The sequence below is a fragment of the Streptomyces sp. ME19-01-6 genome (assembly GCF_033793745.1).
GTDB lineage: Bacteria > Actinomycetota > Actinomycetes > Streptomycetales > Streptomycetaceae > Streptomyces.
The window spans coordinates 15538-36310 of record NZ_JARAXF010000035.1 but is presented as its reverse complement, the minus strand read 5'-3'; the positions used below and the strand labels follow the sequence as shown (position 1 = coordinate 36310).

At 70.0% G+C, this 20773-nt stretch carries 17 protein-coding genes; 5 read left to right on the top strand and 12 right to left on the bottom strand.

What is annotated here, in order from left to right; translation table 11 throughout:
• Positions 1 to 89 precede the first annotated feature (89 nt).
• Positions 90 to 1838 (top strand): acyl-CoA dehydrogenase family protein, encoded by a 1749-nt coding sequence (locus PV419_RS43675; RefSeq protein WP_319698623.1) that lies wholly within the window; start codon positions 90 to 92, stop codon positions 1836 to 1838.
• An 18-nt stretch (positions 1839 to 1856) separates the two neighbouring features.
• Here PV419_RS43675 and PV419_RS43670 read toward each other — a convergent pair whose 3' ends face one another.
• Positions 1857 to 3185 (bottom strand): helix-turn-helix domain-containing protein, encoded by a 1329-nt coding sequence (locus tag PV419_RS43670; protein ID WP_319698621.1) that lies wholly within the window; start codon positions 3183 to 3185, stop codon positions 1857 to 1859.
• A gap of 535 nt (positions 3186 to 3720) precedes the next feature.
• Here PV419_RS43670 and PV419_RS43665 point away from each other — a divergent pair.
• Genes PV419_RS43665 through PV419_RS43650 form a run of 4 tightly spaced genes read left to right on the top strand, consistent with a single transcriptional unit; the run spans position 3721 to position 7980 of the window.
• Complete coding sequence (locus PV419_RS43665; protein WP_319698619.1) at positions 3721 to 5079, top strand: MFS transporter; 1359 nt, start codon at positions 3721 to 3723, stop codon at positions 5077 to 5079.
• 30 nt (positions 5080 to 5109) lie between these two features.
• Positions 5110 to 6138 (top strand): 3-oxoacyl-[acyl-carrier-protein] synthase III C-terminal domain-containing protein, encoded by a 1029-nt coding sequence (locus PV419_RS43660; RefSeq protein ID WP_319698617.1) that lies wholly within the window; start codon positions 5110 to 5112, stop codon positions 6136 to 6138.
• Between the two features lie 46 nt (positions 6139 to 6184).
• The gene (locus PV419_RS43655; RefSeq protein WP_319698616.1) at positions 6185 to 6484 is read left to right on the top strand and encodes an acyl carrier protein; all 300 of its coding nucleotides are present in this window, start codon (positions 6185 to 6187) and stop codon (positions 6482 to 6484) included.
• On the top strand, positions 6481 to 7980 hold the full coding sequence (locus PV419_RS43650) for an AMP-binding protein (protein ID WP_319698615.1): 1500 nt from the start codon (positions 6481 to 6483) through the stop codon (positions 7978 to 7980). The genes PV419_RS43655 and PV419_RS43650 overlap by 4 nt, the downstream gene beginning before the upstream one ends.
• Positions 7981 to 7983: 3 nt before the next feature.
• Here PV419_RS43650 and PV419_RS43645 read toward each other — a convergent pair whose 3' ends face one another.
• The 11 genes from PV419_RS43645 to PV419_RS43595 all read right to left on the bottom strand — a co-directional run bounded on the left by PV419_RS43645 (position 7984) and on the right by PV419_RS43595 (position 20236).
• Entirely contained in the window at positions 7984 to 8937 is a 954-nt protein-coding gene (locus tag PV419_RS43645) for an HAAS signaling domain-containing protein (RefSeq protein ID WP_319698614.1), read from the bottom strand.
• The gene (locus PV419_RS43640) at positions 8934 to 9272 is read right to left on the bottom strand and encodes a PadR family transcriptional regulator (RefSeq protein ID WP_043488197.1); all 339 of its coding nucleotides are present in this window, start codon (positions 9270 to 9272) and stop codon (positions 8934 to 8936) included. The genes PV419_RS43645 and PV419_RS43640 overlap by 4 nt, the downstream gene beginning before the upstream one ends.
• Before the next feature lie 84 nt (positions 9273 to 9356).
• Positions 9357 to 11327, bottom strand: a complete 1971-nt coding sequence (locus PV419_RS43635; RefSeq protein ID WP_319698613.1) for an amino acid transporter — start codon at positions 11325 to 11327, stop codon at positions 9357 to 9359.
• 158 nt (positions 11328 to 11485) lie between these two features.
• Positions 11486 to 11902: a hypothetical protein gene (locus PV419_RS43630; RefSeq protein WP_319698612.1), complete on the bottom strand. Its 417-nt coding sequence runs from the start codon at positions 11900 to 11902 to the stop codon at positions 11486 to 11488.
• A gap of 335 nt (positions 11903 to 12237) precedes the next feature.
• Complete coding sequence (locus PV419_RS43625) at positions 12238 to 12582, bottom strand: hypothetical protein (RefSeq protein ID WP_319698610.1); 345 nt, start codon at positions 12580 to 12582, stop codon at positions 12238 to 12240.
• Positions 12583 to 12702: 120 nt separating this feature from the next.
• Positions 12703 to 13710 carry a hydroxyacid dehydrogenase gene (locus tag PV419_RS43620; protein WP_319698608.1) on the bottom strand — a complete coding sequence of 336 codons (1008 nt, stop codon included), beginning with the start codon at positions 13708 to 13710 and terminating at the stop codon, positions 12703 to 12705.
• A 248-nt stretch (positions 13711 to 13958) separates the two neighbouring features.
• Positions 13959 to 15509 carry a Rieske 2Fe-2S domain-containing protein gene (locus tag PV419_RS43615; RefSeq protein ID WP_319698606.1) on the bottom strand — a complete coding sequence of 517 codons (1551 nt, stop codon included), beginning with the start codon at positions 15507 to 15509 and terminating at the stop codon, positions 13959 to 13961.
• 245 nt (positions 15510 to 15754) lie between these two features.
• Positions 15755 to 17008, bottom strand: a complete 1254-nt coding sequence (locus tag PV419_RS43610; RefSeq protein WP_319698605.1) for a glycosyltransferase — start codon at positions 17006 to 17008, stop codon at positions 15755 to 15757.
• A gap of 49 nt (positions 17009 to 17057) precedes the next feature.
• Positions 17058 to 17795, bottom strand: coding sequence for an NAD-dependent epimerase/dehydratase family protein (locus tag PV419_RS43605; RefSeq protein ID WP_319698604.1), 738 nt, complete (start codon positions 17793 to 17795; stop codon positions 17058 to 17060).
• A complete protein-coding gene (locus tag PV419_RS43600) occupies positions 17795 to 18820 on the bottom strand; it encodes a Gfo/Idh/MocA family oxidoreductase (RefSeq protein ID WP_319698603.1) in 1026 nt (341 codons plus the stop codon). Before PV419_RS43600 ends, PV419_RS43605 begins: the two co-directional genes overlap by 1 nt.
• A gap of 3 nt (positions 18821 to 18823) precedes the next feature.
• The gene (locus tag PV419_RS43595; RefSeq protein ID WP_319698601.1) at positions 18824 to 20236 is read right to left on the bottom strand and encodes an NDP-hexose 2,3-dehydratase family protein; all 1413 of its coding nucleotides are present in this window, start codon (positions 20234 to 20236) and stop codon (positions 18824 to 18826) included.
• Between the last annotated feature and the right edge of the window lie 537 nt (positions 20237 to 20773).

Here is a 20773-nt window from a genome sequence, read left to right as displayed (position 1 = left end):
ACCGAAGTGGCGAGCGGCCGGGCACAGCTTCCCGACGACGAGGAGCTCGCCGCCCTTTTCGCCCGCTACGGCGCCGACGCCCCCGCGGCATGACCGGCGAGGTGTCCGACCGCCCTTCCTACGCGCTGGCCGCTGACTTCGAGCGGGCGCTCGGCGACCCGGCGGCGCCCGGCGGTCCGTTCAGCCACACGGAGACGGTCGAGCACGAGGAGCTGGGCGCCCTGCCCCCGGGGGCGGTGGACCTGGTCCGGTCGTGGGGGTTCAGCCGTTATCTGGTGCCCGAGGAGTTCGGCGGCGGGCTGCGCAATCTGGAGCAGTTGGTCCTGCTGACCCGCGCGCTCTCGCGCCGCAATCTGACCGTCGCGGTGATGTTCGGCTCGGCGCTCCTGGGCGTCAACCCGGTGTGGCTGTGGGGCGACGAGGAGCAGCGGAACCTGGTGGCGCGGGGCGTCCTCGACGGGGAGCTGGCATGCTTCGCGGTGTCCGAACCGGACCACGGCAGCGACCTGGGGACCAATGAGACGACGGCGTCGCCGGACGGTGACGGGTATGTCCTGACGGGGGAGAAGTGGCCGGTGGGCAACGCCACCCGGGGCCGTTTCCTCAGCGTCTACGCGGCCGTCGAGGGCGCCGGCCCGTCCCTGCTGCTGGTCGACAAGCGGCGGCTCGCGGCGGGGAGCTGGGACAACCACCCCTTCGTCCGGACGGTGGGCCTGCGCGGCCACGACCTGAGCGGGATCACCTTCCGCGACACCGAGGTGCCGGCCGGCGCACTGCTCGGCCGCCCCGGCGGGGGCCTGGCCCAGATCCTGCAGGTGCTGCAGATCACCCGCACCGCCATCGGCGCGCTGTCCCTCGGCACCATGGATTCGGTGCTGCGGATCGCGCTGCGCCATGCGCGAGAGCGGGTGCTGTACGGGCACGAGATCTACCGCATTCCCGTCATCCGGCGGCACTTGGTGCGCTCGCACCTCGACCTGCTGATCGCCGAGTGCACCACGCTGCCGGTGGCACGCGCGCTGTCGGTCGCCCCCTCCCGGCTCAGCCTGTGGTCCTCCGTGGTCAAGTACCTGGTGCCGACGCTGGGCGAGGAGGTCGTCCAGGAGGCCGCCCGGGTCATGGGGGCCCGCGGCTATCTGCGCGAGGGCGTGGCCTCCGGCGTCTTCCAGAAGCTCCAGCGCGACCACGCGATCGCGAGCGTCTTCGAGGGCACCACCCATGTCAACCTTCATGGCATCGCCTCGCAGCTGCCCGCCGTGGCCCGGGTGGCCGACCGCCCCGCCCCCGGCCAGGACGGGGTGCTGCGTCAGCTCTTCGACTGGTCTCAGGAGGCCCCGGTGTGGCGCCCATCGGGCCGGGCGCTGCGGCTGACCAACGCCACCGAGGACGAGATCACCCGGGGGTGGGGGCCGGCGGTGGCCGAGGCCCGCCAGATCGCCGAGCGCGAGCTCCCGGGGTCCGAGGCCGACGGCCTGCTGAAGGTCCTTGACGCCCTGTCGGCACGCCGGGCGGCCTTCTATACGCGGATCGCCGCCGAGTCACTCGACGCGGCGACGACCGAGGGACAGGACCGGGCCGCCGAGCACTGCGTCCACCACGCGGCCGCCTCATGCCTGTACATCTGGCTGTACTCCTTCACGCGGGAGCGGGCCTCGGCCGGGGGCACCGGATGGCTGGTCCTCGTCCTGCAACGGCTGCTCGGCCGGCTCGACCCCACGGCCGGGCTGGACGAGAGCCTGCTGCCATGGCTGGAGGAGCTGATGTTCTCCCGCCTCGACGGCCCGGAATACTTCTCGCTCCGGGCCGTCAAGGCAGCCGCCGGAACGGCGGAGAGCTGAGTGGGGACCCGCCGCCGGTCAGGCGGCGGTGTTCTGGGAGCGTCGTTCCAGCTGTGTCACGACATGCCGCACCAGGGCGTGGATGCGGTAGGTGTACTGCCGTTCCCGATGGGTCTGGACCAGCGAGGCGTCCGCGAGCTCGGCCAGCAGATGGGCCACCCGCACCATCTCCGGGCGGCGTTTCGGCTGCGCGGTCAGCACATCGTCCAGCGAGAAGCCGTCCGGCAAGGCGACCAGGCCGCGCAGCAGCTCACGGTGCGGTGCGGGGAGCAGGTCGTAACTCCACCGCACGCTGTCGGACAGCGTGCGGTGCGCGCTCAGACCCCCCGTGTCGGCCTGGCCGAGCAGGTGGAAGAGCGTGTCTTCCTGGAGCAGAGACGTCAGCGGCAGCGACCTGAGCCGCTGCGCGGCGATCTCGATGGCCAGCGGTACGCCGTCGAGGAGTCGGCACAACGTGGTGACCGGCGGGAGGTGATGGGCGAGGTCCAGGGTCGGCAGGCCGGCCTGCACCCGGCGCAGGAGGAGCTCCACGGCGCTCGGCACAGGCATGTCACGGCCCTTGGGGCCGTCCACGCGCAGCGGCTCGACCTCCCAGGTCTCGGCCGCGCTGGCGGCCAGGGCACGGCGCGAGGTCACCAGCAGATGGAGCCCGGGATGCTCGTCGAGCAACTGCCGCGCGGCGCGGGCGGTCTGTTGGACGACGTGCTCGGCGCCGTCGAGCACGAGCAGCCGTCGGCCGCCGCGCGCGCCCGCGAGGGCATGTCCCGCTTCGCCGGTGAAATCCCGTGTGACGCGCGTCAACTCGGCGCGTGCGTGCGCGGGATCGAGATGTTCGGGCGGGCAGTCGCGTAGCTCGAGGACGGCGACTCCGCCGCGGAACAGCGGGCGCAGCCGGGACGCCGCCGCGAGGGCGAGACGCGTCTTGCCCACACCGCCCGGCCCGGTGAGGACGACCAGCCGGCTGCGCTGCGCGGAGGCCAGCACATGGCGCATATCGAGCTGTCTGCCCACTAACGGATCGCCGAGGGGCCGGGGGCCGTGCCACGGCGAGGGCTCCGACGTGCGGTTTTGGTGCGACTCCGGGCGATGTTCGGGCGGCGCCGCCATGTCGTCCGCGCCCCAGGGCGCCGCCTCGGGCGGCGCGGCGGGCGCCGCGCCCAAGGCGCTGAGCAGCAAAGCCACTGAGGTTCTGCGCGGATTGGTGTTGGAGCCCGTCTCCAGATTGCGGATCGTCCGCACGCTGACACCGGAGCGCTCGGAGAGCTCTTCTTGCGTCCATCCGGAGATCCGGCGTTGGCTGAGCAGAAAGTCGCGCAGCTGATGAATGTCGGTACCGTCGAACGTCATGAATTCATTCGGAATCACCATTGAGTGAAATTCCCCCTTTGCGATGAGACATGCGCTGCCCCTGCGCATCCCGTACGGTGCGCCACCCGGTTAATCGGTGCCTGGCCGAATCGACCCTCATCAGACCTCCTTGCTTCCCCGCTTGTGCATGCTCAAGAACCCGAAAAGTCACTCGTGCGCAATGACAATGTCCCCGTTGAACTGCAAGGAGACCGAGGCGTGCCGGTGTGGCAAGAACCGGACCCTACTCGACAACTCGTCCGAGGGGGAGTGGTAACCTTGACAGGAAAGCGCCATGTGTCCACTAGTTGACAACTCCGCCAATGCGGCTGGAAGTGGACATCCCGACAATGCGCGCTCCTGAAACATTCTTTCTTTGTCACCCGGCCGCTCCCCTCGGTAAGCGGCAGATCTCCCCGTGAGTTGCCGGTGCGCTGCCTGGCCCGGGCCATCACGTATCGACCAGCATGCTGCGCGAGATCCACAGCACGGGCCCGGACGGGCGAGACGGCGAATGAACAGGGGGGCGGAGACGATGGCGCGGTCACGTCCCGAGGAATCGCAGAGCGCTCAGGAGAAGCGGCCGTCGCTGTGGCGCAACCGCGACTACCTGTACTGGTGGTCCGGAAACGGCCTGTCCACGTTGGGCACCAGCGTCTCCACGCTCGCCTTCCCCCTGCTCATGCTCTACGCCACCGGGTCGGCGACACAGGCCGGCACCATCACCGTCCTGCACATGCTCGGCAAACTCGGCACCCTCGCGGTGGGCGGAGCCCTCGCGGACCGCCTCTCGCGCCGCGCCATCCTGTGTCTGGTCCCCCTGGTCGAGGCGGTGTCGATGGGCGCCGTCGCGCTGCTGGTGTACCGGGGCGACCCACCGGTCCTGGGGCTGGACGCGCTGGCCCTGGTCAGCGGGTTGGCCGCCGGGCTGAAGGTCGGCGTCTCGACACCGGTGCTGCGCCGGATCGTCCCCAAGGAACAGGTCGCCACCGCGACGGCGCAGGGCATGGGCCGGGACATGGTCGTGCAACTCGTCGGCGCGCCCCTCGGCGGCCTGCTGTACTCCATGGCCCGCTGGATCCCGTTCCTCTTCGACGCCGTCTCCTTCGTCTTCATCACCCTGAGCTCGCTGCTCATCCGCCGTCCCCTCGGCCCGGACCGGCACACCGGCGGCGAGCGGCGGACCGGCCTGGCCGAGGACATGAGGGACGGCCTGCGCCTGATCAGACGCAGCGACTACCTCGTGTTCACCCTCGCCTGGGGGGCGCTGCTGAACACCGTGGCGCAAGGGCTCACCCTCCTGTTCGTCGTGCTGGTGCGGCACCGCGGCGGCGGGCCGACCGCGGTCGGTATCGCGACCTCGCTCGCGGTCGTCGGCGGTGTCATCGGGGCCGTCGCCGGACCGTGGTTGATGCGCAGGCTGGGCGCGCGGCGGGTTCTGCTGCTCTCCGCCTGGGTCTTCGTGGCGTCCTTCGCCGTCGTGGCGCTGGTCCCGCAGCCGTGGCAGATCGGTCTGGTCCTGGCGGCCGGCATGACCAGCATGGTGCCGATGAACGTCGTCATCGAGTCGTACGAGGTCCGGCTGGTCCCGGACGCGTATCTGGGCAGGGTCGCCGCGACCGGCCAGTTCTTCTTCCAGGCCATGCAGTGGACCGGTCCGCTGGCGGCCGGCGTCCTCGCCGACACCCTGGGGGTGGAGGCGGCCGTGCTGATCCTGGCCGTGGCCATGGCCCTGCTGGCGATCGCGCTGCACACCGCCCGGCGCCAACTGAGCGTCCTGGACATCCCGCTGGCCGAGGTGGTCGAACTTCCGGCCCCGCCCCCGGCGGCCGGCCGTCCGGCCGAACCCGAACCCGTTCACCCGCACGCCGGGGGCCCGACCCCGCAGCGGTGAACACCCACCGTGGGAGCGAAGGGACAACACGTGGCCACTTCAGTGGAGATGGGCATCGTCGCGACGGGCACCTCCTTCGGGGAACGGCGCGGTGTGGCCGAGACGGCCGGCGCGTATGTGCCCGATCCCGAGGCCGTCGGCGCCCTGGGGTACGAGACCTACCACCGGGTGGCCGACGGCGTCACCGCCACCGACCTCGCGGCCGAGGCGGCCCGCGCGGCCCTGGCGGACGCGGACCTCGACATCGTCGACATCGACCTGATCATCGTCGGCCACTCCGACGTCCCGGAGTACCTGGGCTGGGACTCCTCGGCGGCCGTGGCCCGGGCGTTGGGCGCGTACTCCACCCCCACCGTGCTGTTCACCCAGGTGTGCGCCGCCTGGTCGGTGGCGCTGGACCACGCGGCGGGCGCGATGGCGCTCTCGGCCGACACCGACACCGTGCTGGTGGCCCTGGTCAACGTGGCCGGTGAGGCGCACACCAACAGGATGGACTTCAACGGCGCCATCGCCAGCGACGGCGCCGTCGCGGCCGTCCTGCGGCGCGGGCACCCGCATCTGCGCCGGCTCTCCTCGGCCCACTTCACCAACCCCGAGTACGCGGATTTCTTCCGCATCGAGTTCGGCGGTTCCGCCGCTCCCCTACCGCCCCCGGGCCGCGGCAATCTGCACGCGGACCCGATGGTCGGGATCTTCCGCCACTTCGACCGCGACCCCGAGCGCTTCCAGGTGTTCATGAAGGAGATCAGCGGGCGGATCGCGGACGTGGTCGATCAGGCCCTCGCGCGCGCCGGCAAGGACCGGACCCAACTGGCCCGTCTGATCTACCTCAACGACAACCAGCAGGCGATCCGCGAGGCCGCCGACGCGGTCGGCCTCCCCATCGAGCGCACCAACGCCGAACTCGCCCGCGAACTGGGCCACATGGGCGCCGCCGACCAGCTGATCTGTCTGCGGCGGCACATCGAGGCCGCCGAGGTGGCGCCGGGGGATCTCGTGGCCCTCGTGGGTGTCGCAGCGCCGGGCATGCACTGGTTCTGCACGCTCATCGAGGTGTGACCTCATCGAGGTGTGAGGACGTCAGGAACCAGTGGAGGGAAACAGCATGTCCGCGCAGCCCCACCCCGCACCGCCGACCGCGCCGGCCGTGTCCGAGCACGACATCGCCACCTTCGTCGTCGAGCGGTTTCTGCCCGGCGTCGACGCGGCCGACCTCGACGCGGAGTACGACCTGCTGGCCACCGCCGTGATCGACAGCCTCGGTGTGTTGCGGATCGCCGAATGGCTGGCGGACCGCTACCGCATCGTCGTCCCCGACACGGAGCTGACCAGCAGAAACTTCCGCTCGGTGGGCGCCATCCGGACCACGGCCGAGCGTGCGGCGGCCGGGGAGGGACACGTATGACGCATACCTTCGTGACGGCGTTCGCGCGGCACGCGGCCTCCCGGCCCGCCGCGCCCGCGCTCATCTGGGAGGACCGCGCGATCGGCTACGCCGAGCTGTACGCCATGGCCTGCCGGGCCCGTACCCAGGTGGAGACCGCCGCCCCGGACGCCTCGCGCCCGGTGGGCCTGCGGGTGCGCAAATCACCCGAGGCGGTGGCCCTGGTGCTGGGCGCTCTGATGGCCGGCCGCCGCCTTCTGCTGCCGTCCCACGAACTGCCCGACACCCCGGCGAAAGAGCTGTACCAGCAGGCGGGATGCGGCGTTGTCCTCGGCCTGGCCGCCGGCCCGCTGATCGACCGGGTGGTGGACCCACACGGGGTGTTCAAGAACGCCGGGTCCGGGAGCGCCGGGGAGCCGTCGCCGGCACCGGTCGACGACGACACCATCGGCTTCATGCTCACCACCTCCGGCTCGACGGGCCTCCCGAAGATCGTTCCGCTGTCGTTCGGGGCGGTCACCCGGTTCACCGCGTGGGGGGCCGAGACCTTCGGGATCACGGAGGGCACGGCCGTCCTCAACTACGCGCCGCTCAACTTCGATCTGTGTCTGCTGGATGTGTGGACCACCCTGGCGTACGGCGGCACCGTCGTGCTGGCCGACCCCGACCGGGGCGCCTCGCCGGGCTATCTGCGCGATCTGGTCGCAGGCCACCGCGTCTCGCTGATCCAGGGCGTGCCGCTGCTCTTCCAACTGCTCGTGGAGGCGTCGGCCGGCGAAGAGCCGTTGTCCGGCCCCCGGCACCTCGTCTTCGCCGGTGACAGCATGCCCGCGCGGGCGCTGGCCGGACTCGTCACGGTCTTCCCGAACGCCCGGTGGTACAACAACTACGGCTGCACCGAGACGAACAACAGCTTTCTCCACGAGGTGGACCGCGCCCGGCCCGTCCGCACCCCGCTGCCGATCGGCCGCCCGCTGCCCGGTGTGAGCTGGCTGATCGTCGGAGCGAACGGGCGCGCGCTGACCGGCCCCGGACAGGGCGAGCTGCTGATCAACACGCCCTTCCAGACCGCGGGTTATGCGAATGTGCCGAGCGACGAGAAGTTCGGCCCGCACCCGGACGGCGTCCCCGGCCTCGTCTACTACCGCAGCGGCGACATCGCCACCCGGCACGAGGACGGCTCCCTCAGCATCCTCGGACGCACCGACTTCATGGTGAAGGTACGGGGCTTCCAGGTGAGCACCCAGCAGATCGAGTCCATCCTGCTGGATCACCCGGCGGTCGTCGAGGCCGCCGTCGTCGCGCTCCCCGACCCGGTGGACGGACACCGCCTGCACGCCCGGCTGCGCCTCGCCGAGCCGGGCTCCGTGGGGGTGCTGGCCCTGCGGCAGTACTGCGCGGAGCGCGCGGTGCGGGCGGCCATCCCCCGCGTGATCGAGACGGTGGCCGACCCGCTGCCCAGGACCTCCACCGGCAAGATCGACCGGAACCGGATCAGGGAGTCCCTCATCGGGTGAGGATCACCCACGCGCCGAGCGGAAGCTCTTGAACACTCCGCTCACACCCACGGCGAGCACGATCAGCGCCGTGCCGGCATAGGCCTGGTCCGATTGAGACCACAGGGTGTCGGCGTCCGCGAGGAAGTCCGGGTTGAAGAATGTCTTCCGGTAGAACACCCAGGCCAGCGGAAGTGTGAACATCGCCTGGGCGATGGCGTTCCCGGCGGCCAGCGGAAGGGTCCAGCCGCGCGCGGCCACCCTGGCCAGCTGGACCACCACGAGCCCGGCGAGACCGGCGAGCATCGGCCAGACCCAGCCCGACCACAGCTCCGGGTCGAGCACCTCGAGCCGCTTGCCGCCCCCGCCCGCGCCGTCCGCCCGGTAGGGCTCGGTGGTGTGCTGCCAGATGATCAGCCCGAACAGCAGCCCGTACCACACCGCCGTGGCGCAGGCCGCGACGCCGCCCTTGTCCGGCTGCCGGACCTCGGGAAGGTCGTCGGGTGTCCAGGTGGTGGCATCGACCACGCCCTTGCGGTGCCGGACCCGCTCCATCACGGCGAACACCACGGTGAGCACGGCGATCAGCTGGCAGCCCAGCGTGAACAACGTGCCGATGCCGTCGCCTATGGCCGAGCCGAGGTCGTCGTCGTCCAGGACGTCCAGCACGACGAGCCCGAAGGTGACCGCCGGCAGGACGGTGCACAGCAGGGTGACGAGCAGACGGATATACGTCGGGTAGAGGTCGGGTCCGATTAAGGCGAGCGGCCGCTCCGTATAACGAGCGGCGTACCGGACCGGGTCGCCCAGCTCGCTGAGCACCTCCCGCTCCGCCACCCGCGGGTCGGCCGAGCCCCGCCCCTCGACGGTGTCGGCGATCGTCGTGCGCAACTCTTCGGCGATGTCGTCCCGCTGGTCGGCCGGGAGCCGCCGGACGACCTCGTGCACATATCGCTCAGTGAGCACGCTCGTACTCATCCGCTCTCCTTGGTCAGTCGTGAAATCGAGGAGACAAGGTCCTGCCACTCGCGCACCAGGCCGGTGCGGACCCGGGAGCCGTCGGGGCTCACCTGGTAGAACTTTCGCGGCCTGGACTCGTCGGTGTTCCATTCGCTGGTGAGCAGGCCCTGTTTCTCCAGTCGGCGCAGCAGGGGGTACAAGGTGTTGCCGTCGACGGTAACCCCCGCGTCGTTGAGCGTCTCCAGGAGCGCGTAGCCGTAACTCGGCTTCCGGAGCAGCGCCAGGCAGGCCAGCACGACTGTCCCGCGACGCAGCTCCTGAGCCTGGGCAAGGGTCAGTTCTTCTACGGACACGCATCACACGATACTGTGCGGCGCACACTAATGTCACCCCCTCGGGGGCGGGTCGGCGAGGGGCTCGGAGATCAGGCCGACGGCTCAGCCGACGTGTACGTGGGGGCGGCGGGCCCGGTCGGGCTCGGCCTCGCGGAGCACCTCGCGGGTGACCGGGGCGACTTCGCCCTGGCCGAACAGGAAGAACCGCAGGAACTGGGCGAAGGGGCTGCCTTCGGTCCACTCGAAGTAGATATGCGGCCGACTCCCGGTCACGTCCCGCACATGCAGCAGCAGCGCGGCCAGGGAGTTGGGGATGCTGGAGCCGTCGAGGGTGAGCACCCGGTGGCGCCCGTGCAGCACCTCGCCCCGGACGCGCAGCGCGGATTCGAAGTCGGAGGCGTCGCGGACGGTGACCTCGACGAAGACGAAGTCCTCCTCGGCGGGGATGTCGTTGTCCGCCCGGATCTGCTGGATCTTGTCTCGGTACTCGGCCGCGTCGCGACTGCCGGGCTCGTTGGCGATGAACCGCATCCGGCGGGTGGCGGTGTCGCGGACGAACCGCTCGGCCATGGGGTCCAGCTCCACATCGGTGACGCGCAGTTCGAAGGCGCGGGCCAGTCGGGACAGCAGGGAGACGGCCATGATGCCGGCGATGAAGCAGGCGCCGATCTTCACACCGTCGGGGCGTTCCACGACATTGACCGCGGTCGTGTACCCGAAGACGGCGGAGATGACGCCGAATCCGATCGTCCAGCCGCGCTGCCCGGCGCGCCGGGCAGCGATGGTGACGGCGATCGCGGCGGAGGTCATCAGGACCAGTACCCCGGTGGCGTAGGCGCCGCCCTGGGCGTCGACGTCGGCGTCGAAGATCCAGGTGACCAGGAAGGCGACGAGGATGAAGACGATGACCATGGGGCGCACGGCGCGGGCCCAGTGGGGCGCCATGCCGTAGCGGGGCAGATAGCGCGGCATGAGGTTGAGCAGCCCGGCCATGGCCGAGGCCCCGGCGAACCACAGGATGCCGATGGTCGCGGCGTCGTACACGCTGCCGAACGCTGAGCCCAGGTAGTCGTGCGCCAGGTAGGCGAGCGCGCGGCCGTTGGCCTGGCCGCCGGTCCTGAACTCGTCCTGAGGGATGAGGAGGGTGGTGATGAAGCTGCTGGCGATCAGGAAGACGCTCATGATCACCGCGGCGGTGGTGAGCAGCTTCCTGGTGTCCCGGATCCGTCCCACGGGCCGCTCGTCGGTGTCGCCGGGGCCGCCGTCGACATGAGGCATGACGGCCACGCCGGTCTCGAAGCCGGACAGGCCGAGCGCCAGCTTGGGGAACATCACCAGCGCCAGACCGACCATGACGAGCGGGTTGCCGTGTTCGGCGGTGAGCGCCTGGGACCAGTCGGTGACCACATGCGAGGCGGTGGCCACATGCCACAGGCCGACCAGCACCACCACCGCGTTGAGCACCAGATAGAGGCCGACCAGGACCACCGCCACCCCGATGGCCTCCGTGAAGCCCTTGAGGAAGACCGCGCCGAGCAGGGCGACCAGGCCCAGGGTGATGACGACCTCGTGGCCGTGCAGGGTCTGGGTGAAGTGCGGGTTCTCGACGAGGTGGGTGGTGGCGTCGGCCGCGGAGAGGGTGATGGTGATCAGGAAGTCGGTGGCGGCGAACCCCAGCAGCGTCAGGACGAACAGCTTGCCCTTCCAGAAGGTCAGCAGCCGCTCCAGCATGGCGATGGACCCCTCGCCGTGCGGGCTCTCCTCCGCGACCCGCCGGTAGACCGGCAGCGCGCCCGCCAGGGTGACGGCCACCAGCACCAGGGTGGCGATGGGGGACAGCAGCCCGGCGGCGAGGGCGGCGATGCCGGGCTGATAGCCGAGGGTGGAGAAGTAGTCCACGCCGGTCAGGCACATCACCCGCCACCAGCGCTGACCGCGGTGGCCCTCGGCGCCCTGGGCCTGCGGCCCCGGCTGCTGTTTGCCCATCTCGGACAGGCCCTTGAGCATCCAGGCGCGGAAACGATTCTCACCCGGCCCCTCCGGGAGGGTTTCCACTTCGGTGGAGGTGGTCATCGTGACGCTCCTGTCGCTTCCCAAAACCGAACACACCGCCGAGGAGGCGGCCGGATCAGGGTAAACGTGCCCCTCTCCGGTACCCCACGGCGGTGTGGCCAGGCCGGGCGTGCCGCCCCCGCTTCACGGCGGGCGGCGTGCGCACCGTGCGCGGGTCGTCACTCGGTGTCGGGCAGCAGATACCGGAACTCGATCTCGGCGAGGTTGCAGCGCCCGTTGTGGCCGTCGTGGACGCGGATCAGCCGGTAGGAGGCGCGTTCGGCGAGCTTCACCTCGTACCACTGGGCGGCAAAGACCCCGCTGAGCGTGTGCAGATCCGTCCAGGTCCGCCCGCCGTCGTCGGAGCCACGGAACACGGTGCCGTTCGCGCGGAGGATCTTGTCCGAGGCATCGCTCCGCGGACGGACACGGATCCGGTCGACGGTGATCGGCCCCTTGTCGCCGGCGTCGATGTCGATCCAGCTCTCGGCGGCCAGGGTGTCGGTATACGTGGCGGTGCCGCCGTCGAACGCCGTCCAGCCGTTGGACGCCTTGGTGCCCTTGCCCGGCCACTCGATGGTGGACGCCTGGACCATGCCCTGCGTGATCTCGAACTTGCGCAGCAGCGTGTCACGGACACCAGCAGCTCATACGCCGCGTACGCGTCGTCGATCAGGTCGTCCCGGTCGGCCCCCGTCTCGTCCGCCGCCTTCCCGATCCGGTCGAGCTCGGTGGTGAAGGCGGCGTAGCTCTTCTACGTCCAGTCGGCCGCGGTGGTCTTCCGGGCGCGGGCCAACAGCTGGGCGAGGGTCTCGGCGATGGCGACGGCGGGCTCGGCCGTGGTCCGGGTTCCGCCGCCGACCACGTTCGCCCACTTCTCGCCGTCGGCGGAGCGGGCGAGGGTGAAGCCGAGCGCGTCGTCGGGCTTGTTTCAGCGGACGGTGACGGCGGCAGTGTCCCCCGCGTCCTGCTCGACCGAGACCAGCAGCGCCTGCGCCGACAGGGCCTCCAGCGCCACCCGCGCGTAGGGGGCGTCCCCGGTGGCGGCGAGGCCCGCGTGGACGGCGTACGGCAGAGGCGTGAACAGCGTGCCGACCGTCAGCCACGTCTCGCCGTCGGCGGAGGTCCGGGCCTGCACCCGGTGGGTGGCGAAGTCCCGGACGAGCCGCAGATACGGGGTCGCGGCCAGGGAGTGGCCGTCGAGTGTCTCGACGATCGGGGAGCGCTTGTCGTCCTGCCAGTCGTGGCGGCTGTCGCGGGTGCGGTTGCGCAGCACGAGGTTGCCGTCCAGATCGGCGCCGAAGGCGGGTGAATGGAGCTCCAGCGGCCCGTCAGCGGACGGGGCGCCGGGGGCCGCCGGGGGAGTGGAGGCGGGCGCCGGCCGGGGCCTTCGGGCTCAAGCGGCGCGTTCCAGTTCCGTGTGATCCACCTGGTGGGACAGCGGCACCCCGGCCAGCAGCCGCTCCAGCTCGCCGACGGCCGACAGGCCGAGCCGGCGCACCTCGTTGCCCTGCGACCCGGCCAGGTGCGGGGTGATGAAGGCGCCGGGCAGTTCGAAGAGCGGGGAGTTTGGGGGCAGCGGCTCCGGCTCCGTGACATCGAGGACGGCGCTGATCCGCGCGGAGCGCACCTCCTCGACCAGCGCGTCGTGGTCCACCAGGCTGCCGCGCGCGGTGTTGATCAGCGCCGTACCGTCCCGCATCAGCGCGAGCTCCCGACGGCCGATCATGTGATGGGTCTCGGGAACCGCGGGGGCGTGGACCGAGACGATGTCGCTGCGCCGGAGCAGCGCGTCCAGCGGCAGCAGTTGCACGCCGAGTGCGGCCGCCTCGTCCTCGTCGACGTACGGGTCGGCGAGCAACACCTCGAAGTCCAGGGGGCGCAGCAGGTCGATGACGCGACGCCCGATCCGCGAGGCGCCGACGATGCCGACGCGGCGCCCGAAGTTGCCGATGCCGGGCAGGATCTCGGCGAGGGGGAAGGTGCGCAGCGAGCGGTAGCGCTCACGGGCGGCGAAGAGGTCCTTGCCCGCCAGGATGATCATGCCGAGGGTGTACTCGGCGACCGGCAGCGCGTTGGCGTCCGCGGCGGACGAGACGACCAGCCCGCGCTTCCACCAGCCGGGTGCCATGATGCCCTTGACCGAGCCCGCGGCGTGCAGCACGGCACGCAGTCTGGGCGCGGCGTCGAGCACCGCCGCGTCGATCAACGGACAGCCCCAGCCGGTCAGCAGGATCTCGGCCCGCCCGAGGGCGCTTTGCGCCCGGGGATCCCGGAAGTCCTCGACGATCAGAGAGGGATCGACCTCTACGGAGGTCCGCAGCCGGTCCAGCACCTCGGGGGGATAGACGCTGGGCAGGGTCTTCGTACTCATGGCGAACAACGCCAGTGGGCGCTCGGGCAAGGCAGTGACCTCCGGCTCGGGGATGTCATAGCAACCGGTCTCTATAGCAACCGGTCTCTACGGTATGGCCGCGCTGACGAGGGGGTCAATGCAACGGGAGCGGACAGCTGAGCCGGGGAGTGTGACCGGTTGCCAGGTGGTTCATTGTGGGGGAGACATGGCAAAGGGCCCGGCGTCGGCGGTATGCCGACGCCGGGCCTTGCGGGTGCTTCGGGACCTGAGGCTTCCTCAGGCGAAGCGCGTCCAGGTCAGCCGTCGGCCGGCGCGGTGCGCTCGGCCCGGATGTCGTGGCCGTCCGCGGTCAGACAGCGGCCGGTGGACAGGTCGTAACGCCAGCCGTGCAGGGTGCAGGTGAGCTCGTCGCCGTCCAGCTGTCCGAACCGGCCGAGGTCCGCGCGCAGATGCGGGCAGCGTCGCTGGACGCGCCAGCCGCCCAGCTCGACGTGCTGGCCGTCGTCGTGCCCGGAGTCGTAGTAGTTCTCCACGTACTCGATGCGTTCACTGGACAGACACTTGAAGAACACGTACAGGAACTCGTTGTACGGTCCGATCCGGCTGGCGCTGAAGCGCAGGGACAGCAGCAGGCTGTTGGACCAGTCGACCTCGCGCCGGGTGATATTGGTGGCCACCAGGTCGCCCGTGGTGGACAGCGTGTAGCGGCAGCGCTCACCGTTCCACCGGCGGACCTGGCGAGTCGGGAAGTCGATCACGATCGGGGTGTCGTCCACATTCAGCCGGGCCGGGCCGCCGACCCCGTCGCAGATCCGGTCCGCGCGCGCCAGCAGCGGTTCCCACCACTGCTTCAGCTCGGCCACCAGGCGTTCGGGCGTCAGCGCCGGGGCGCGCGAGGCGCGCTCGGCGGCGAGCGCGGGCTGCTGTCTGCGAGCGAAGTCACGCAGGTATGCGCTCTTGTGCTCGAAGATGTGGTCGATCTCCTTCGCGGTGTAGCGGTGGGTGAGCTTGCACGCGGTGTTCTGCGGCTCGGCGACGGTGCCCGGCAGCAGGAGGTGCGCCGAGGTGTCCGGCCGCGCCTCGGCGAGCTCTGCCAGGAACTCCCTCTGGTCGACGAAGATGCTCTCCCCGTCGTGGCCGGTGCCGTTGAACCGGAACAGGTCCTCGTCGAGGAAGCAGGGCGGCCCGGCGTTGGGAAACACATGCTTGGCCTCGACGGCGTCGATATAGCGCAGGGCCCGCTCGGACTGCCCCTCGCGCTTACGGGCGGCGAACTCCCGCTTGGCGGTGTCCGGCAGTTGGTAGACCATCGGCCACCAAATCGCCCCGGAGAACTGCAGGAAGTGCGCGTCGACCTCGCCGAACGCCCGGATCGAGGGGATGTCCAGCGGGTGCGCGTCGTTCTGGTTGAGCAACACCGTCTCCCCGTCGTCCAACGACAGTGCGGAGTCGCCGATGGGGCCGTCGCCGGGGCCGGTCAGTGCGGTGATCATGATGCGCAGGCCATCGCGCTCGACCGGGACACCGCTGCGGGTGCGCAGGAATTCGGAGAATCCGAGCGCACGCAGTTCGCACTCCAACTCGTCGGTGGCGAAGGCGGGGAGCAGCACGGTGAGGTCCTTGCGCACATTGCGGCGCAGGTTCTCCGCGTCGAAGTGGTCGCGGTGCAGATGCGATACGTACAGGTAGTCCGCGGCCCGTCCGTAGTGGTCCCAGTCCAGGTCCGTGTTGTCGGGGAACGGGAACCACGAGCCGAAGAAGGCCGGGTTGACCCAGGGGTCGCACAGCACCGTTCCGGCGGCGGTCTCGATGAACAGTCCAGCATGCCCAAGTCCGGTCACACGCATAGCACAGCACCTCAGCCCGGCTCCGTAGGTCACCCGCCCCAACCGTCAGGGAAGGGGCAGGTTCGTCACGGTTTTCACTGTGTGCGGATTTCGGTGCGTGTGCACCCGCAGCGGGCGTGTCCTGGGACACCGGGACACGCGGATGGCCAGGCCAGGGCCGATGGCCGGGGTCCGGTTTCACCTGGTCGAGCGTCGCCCGGTTGCCGTAGCCCGGCGTGTCGGGTGACGGCTCTGGCGGCGGTGTCTCAGACGGCGGTGTCCATCGCCCGCTTCTCGCGCCAGCGCCGAACCCACTCCTCCATCACCTCGACCGCCTTGCCGGTGCCGTCCTCGGCGCGCACGGTCTCGCCGACACTCGCCGCCTTGGCGCGCAGGTTCTCGTCGGTCAGGGCCGTACCCAGCGCGGCGTCGAGAGCCTCGGCGGTGAACTTCGCGTACGGAACGGGCTTGGCCGCCACCCCCAGCGCGTGGACCTGGGCCGCCCAGAACGGGGCGTCGCCGAAGGTCGGCACGACGACCTGGGGCGTGCCGGAGCGCAGCGCCTCTCCCGTGGTGTTGCAGCCACCGTGGTGGATGATCACCGAGGAGCGGGGGAACAGCCACGGGTAGTGCACATCGTCGACGCGGAACACATCGTCCGGCACGGTGTCCGGGCCGCCCCCCACCAGAATGAGCCGACGGTCGTGGGAGCGGACCACGTCCAGCACCTTCTCCAGGGTCTTGGCCGGCGGATGCACCGGCCAGATGGAGCCGAAGGACAAGGTCACCGGGGGAGTGCCGTCCGCCATGAACTTCTCCAGCTCCGGGGAGGGGCTCCACTCGCGGTCCCAGAACCAGTAGCCGGTGATGTGCGACAGCTCCGGCCAGTCGGCGGGCTCGGTGAACAGTGTCCGGCTCACCGGGACGATCAGCGGAACCTCCCGGCCCAGGTTGCCGTACGGCTTGCCGAACGGGAGCTTGGACAGCCCCGCGTCCTTGCGGTAGCCGCTCATGGTGACCGAGTCCAGCATCCCCGCCAGGCGGTGAGTCAGCCGGTTGTACATCCGTCCGAGCTTGACCTGGGGCGCCATCATCGCCGGCCACTCGGCGGTCGGGTTCAGCGGCCACCAGCTCAGCGAGCACCACGGGGCGCTGCCGTCGTCCTCGAACATGATCCGGCTCAGGATGCTGTTCACGACCAGATCGGCGCCCGAACACACCTCCGCGATCCTGGCGGCGAGGCGACGGTTGTGCTCGGGACTCTGCCGCGGGACCTTGCGGGCGGCGCGGAACAGCGAGGCGCCCTGCTGCAGGGCCTCCGCGAGGGCCGGGTGGGCCAGGAAGTCGCGCGGACTGCCCGGCAGCGCGGCGAAGTCCAGATCGGCCTCCCGCACGAGCGTTTCGAAGTCCTCGTGGGTGGCCAGGGTCACCGTGTGCCCCCGGGACTCGAGGGCTCTGCCCAGCGCGATGAACGGCTGGACGTCTCCACGGGATCCCGTGACGACTAGCGCGACCTGCATGACTCCTCCATACGAGTGTGACTGGTGGGACGGCTAGGATCCGGCGGGCTCAGTAGTAGGCGACGTACCGGTCGAGGATCCGGTCGAGATAGCCCGCCTCGGCGACCGAGCGCATGGAGGGCAGCAGCTTGCACAGCTTGTCGATGGAGACCCTGGTCAGCGTCGGGGTCACGTCGACCACGTCGTACCGGGCACGGGCCGCCATGCGGCGCTCGATTCCCCGCACGATCGATTCGACCGGCTGAGGCACGCTCGAGGCGACGTTCACCACCTCGTCCTGAACGCCCTCGGTGAGCAGTCCGTCGATGGCCCGGACCACGTCGCTCACATCCACCAGATCGCGGTGCGCGCCACGGTGCAGGGTCACGTTGCCGCCGCGTATCTGGCCGATGAGCGAGGGAAGTAACTGGTGGGAGCGTTGCCACCGGCCGGCCGCATGGCTCAGGCGCAGCACCAGCCACCCCGGTCCGGCCTCGGCGATGGCGCGCTCGAGCATGAGTTTCTGTCTGCCGTACGGCGACGGAGGGTCCACGGGCGCGTCCTCGGCGACCGCGACCTCGGTGATCCCGTACAGGGCGTGCGACGCGCTGGAGAGATAGACGAGGAGGCGGCCCTCGCGGCGGCAGCGCCGCGCGATGTCGCGCACCAGCTCCGCCTCGCGGGCGAAGTCCTCCGGGGTCCCCCCGCTGGTGCTGGACACGCCCGCGGCCACCACGGTGGCATGCGGGTATCGGTCCGCGATGACGGCCAGATTGCGTGCGATGAAGCCGTTGCCGATGATCTCCATCAGGACTGCGTCCCCGCGGTGACACGCATGGCGGAGTCGGCGATCCGGTCCAGCAGCTCGGCGGTGCGGACCGTGGTGGCGGCCCAGGCAGCGTGGCCGGGGTCGGCCCCCGTGGCTCCCGTCCGGCGCACCGCCCCGGCGAAGGAGGCCACCGAGGTCGCGAACTGGTGCTCGGCGGGCAGCACGATTTGCTCGGCGTGGTCCTGCTCGTCGATGCGTAACAGCGGTGACAGGGTGGCGGGCGGGGTGAAGGCCCGGTCGACGGTCAGCCGCCCGGTGCTGCCCCACAGGGTGTACTCGGCCCCATAGCCGTGTTCGAATCCGAAGGTGAGGGTCACGGTTTCTCCGGTCGCCGCCGCCAGCAGGGCGCTGCCCGCTACATCGACGCCCGTGTGCGGGTCGTCGCGCAGCACCGCACCGGCCACGGTGAGCTCGTCGCCGAGGAAGTACTGAGCGAGCCGCACGGGGTAGATCCCCGCGTCGAGCAGGGCGCCGCCGCCGAGTTCGGGCCGATAGCGCACATCGGACGCGGGCAGGGGCGGGAAGCAGAACGAGGCGTCGATGTGCCGGAGCCGGCCGATGCGGTCGGCCGCCAGCAGCTCGGCCACGTGTCTGTGCAGCCCGTGGTGGACGAACGCGATGTTCTCGCGCAGCACCAGCCCGCGCTCCGCCGCCAGCCGCGCCAGCTCCGCGGTGTCCGCCGCCGCGGTCGTGAGTGGTTTCTCGGCCAGCACATGTTTGCCGTGCTCGAGGAATCGGCGCGCCCACGGGTGGTGCAGGGCGTTGGGGACCGAGACATAGACGGCGTCGATGTCGTCCCGGTCGATCAGTGGCTCGTAGCCGTGGACAGCCGCGCAGTCGAATTCGGCGGCGAATCGCTCGGCCTTCTCCAGGTCGCGGCTGGCGATGGCGACGATGGTGACCTCGGGGAGGTCCCGCATCGCGGGGAGCGTCCGCCGCCGGGCTATCGAGGACGCGCCGAGGACGCCGACACGCACGGGAGCGGGGTCGGAGGGCTTGTGCATCACTCAGTCACTCAGTTCCGTTCCGGCCATCAGGCTGTGCAGACATGCGATGAGGCTCCTGGCCTGAACGTTCACATAGTGGCTGTGGCACAGGAGTTGGGGCAGCTGACGCATGGTCACCCAGCGGAAGTCGTCGTGAGCCGCCAGGTCACGGTCCGGGGCGACCTCGACGATGAGATAGCGGCTGCGGGTGTGGAAGAACCGGCCGCCCTCCTCGGAGAGCGTGCTGTCGAAGCGGATGGTGTCCGTGGGCGCGCCCAGCACCTCGTCCAGGAACGGCGGGTAGGCCTCGGCGGGCAGGACCTTGTAGTTCTGCGGGGTGGCCTGCACCGTCGGAGCCAGTTCGACCACGTCCACGAAGCCCGGCTCCGCCTTGAGCTGGACCAGGGCGTGCAGCACCCCGTTGACGCGCTTGACCAGGAAGGCCACGATCCCGGTGTCCCGGGCCTCGATCATCGGCTGGGTCCAGCCGCCGACCTCGCGGCTGCCGGTGCGTACATCCACCGCCATGACGTCGAAGAAAAGGCCGGATTCATGCGCTATCAGGTCCGTGGACCGGTGCCAGCCGCGGACCTCGCCGAGGCCGGTCAGGGTGGCATCGACCTCCCGGCGGACCCGGGCGTCGTTGATCCAGCTCCGCAGGTGACCGGTGGTGTGCAGCGCTCCCCGGTCCCCGCTGAGGGGGTCGGCGAACGGGAGGCAGGACAGCACCGTGCGCGCGTCCATGTTCACCAGGTCGTCCTCGGCCAGCAGCGCGTGCAGCTGGCCGATTGTCAGCCAGTAGAAGCCGTCGAGCAGCTCGACGTCCTCGGTCGCTTCGACAATCATGTTTCGATTGCGTTTCCGATGGAACCAGGAGCCCTGCTCCGAATGCAGGACATCGGCCAGCACCTGTCTTGACGACGGATCCCGGAAGTACTCCAGATAAGGCACGGGTCTTCCGCCGTGCACCCCGGTGTAGTTGCTCCGGGTCGCCTGTACGGTCGGAGACAGCTGTATACCGTTGCGGTTTCCAGGTTCCATCTTGGCCTGCATCAGACAATGCAGTACGCCATCGAATTCCTTGACCAGGATTCCTAATATGCCGACTTCTGGTTGGACGATGATCGGCTGTGACCAATCGTGGACCGGTCCCTGACCGGTTCGCACCCGCAGGCCCTGTATCGAAAAGAATCGGCCAGTGTCATGGACGAGATTTCCGGTCCCATCCTCGAATCTCCAGCCCGCCAACTCGTTCAAGGGGATGCGGCGAACAAGCGACGAATCCCGGACACGATACTCGGTGAACCACTGGTGAAATTTCCAGTTGTTCCGGCCGGCCCCGTCGACGGCCAGCGCGGACCGTGCGACCCGCGCGGGTAAGCAGGCGTCCGGCGCGTCTGGCGACGTGGGACGGCCTGGAGAGCTGCAGGTCACCGGTCCACTCCTCGTTCCCCCGAACGCCACGGGCAGCCGTGTGGTCGCTCTGATTGGCTTGAATTCGACCGCCGCCTGCGGGCGGTATGACAGCCGGAGTCCGGCGACCCGATCCGGTGCCGACCGACGTCACTGTCGCGTCGCACGGAGTCTGATGACCGGATGGTTTCCGGCCGAGTTGGTGGGGGTGCCGTGTTGTCCGGTGGTGCCTTGTGTGATCACAGCCAAACGTGATCCGGCCCGGGCTGTCAAGCCACTACTGCGTTCATGGCAGGGGCGTGTCCCGGCGGGAGCGGGGATCCGAGTGGGTTCCATAAGTCCGTAGCATGTGACCAGCGTCACTTTTGGGTTGTGGCCCGAAGAGACAGCTATAGAGTGATTGCGGAGATCACGTTGACGGCGGAGTTCATTCCGACGGTTGTCTGAAGTTTCAACAGGCTTTTCGAAACTTATTCGAACGGCTGTCAGGGCGTCGGTTGCCGACCTTGTTGTGATCATCTCTAATATGCTGGGCATGGGAACCGGAGCGCGACGGGG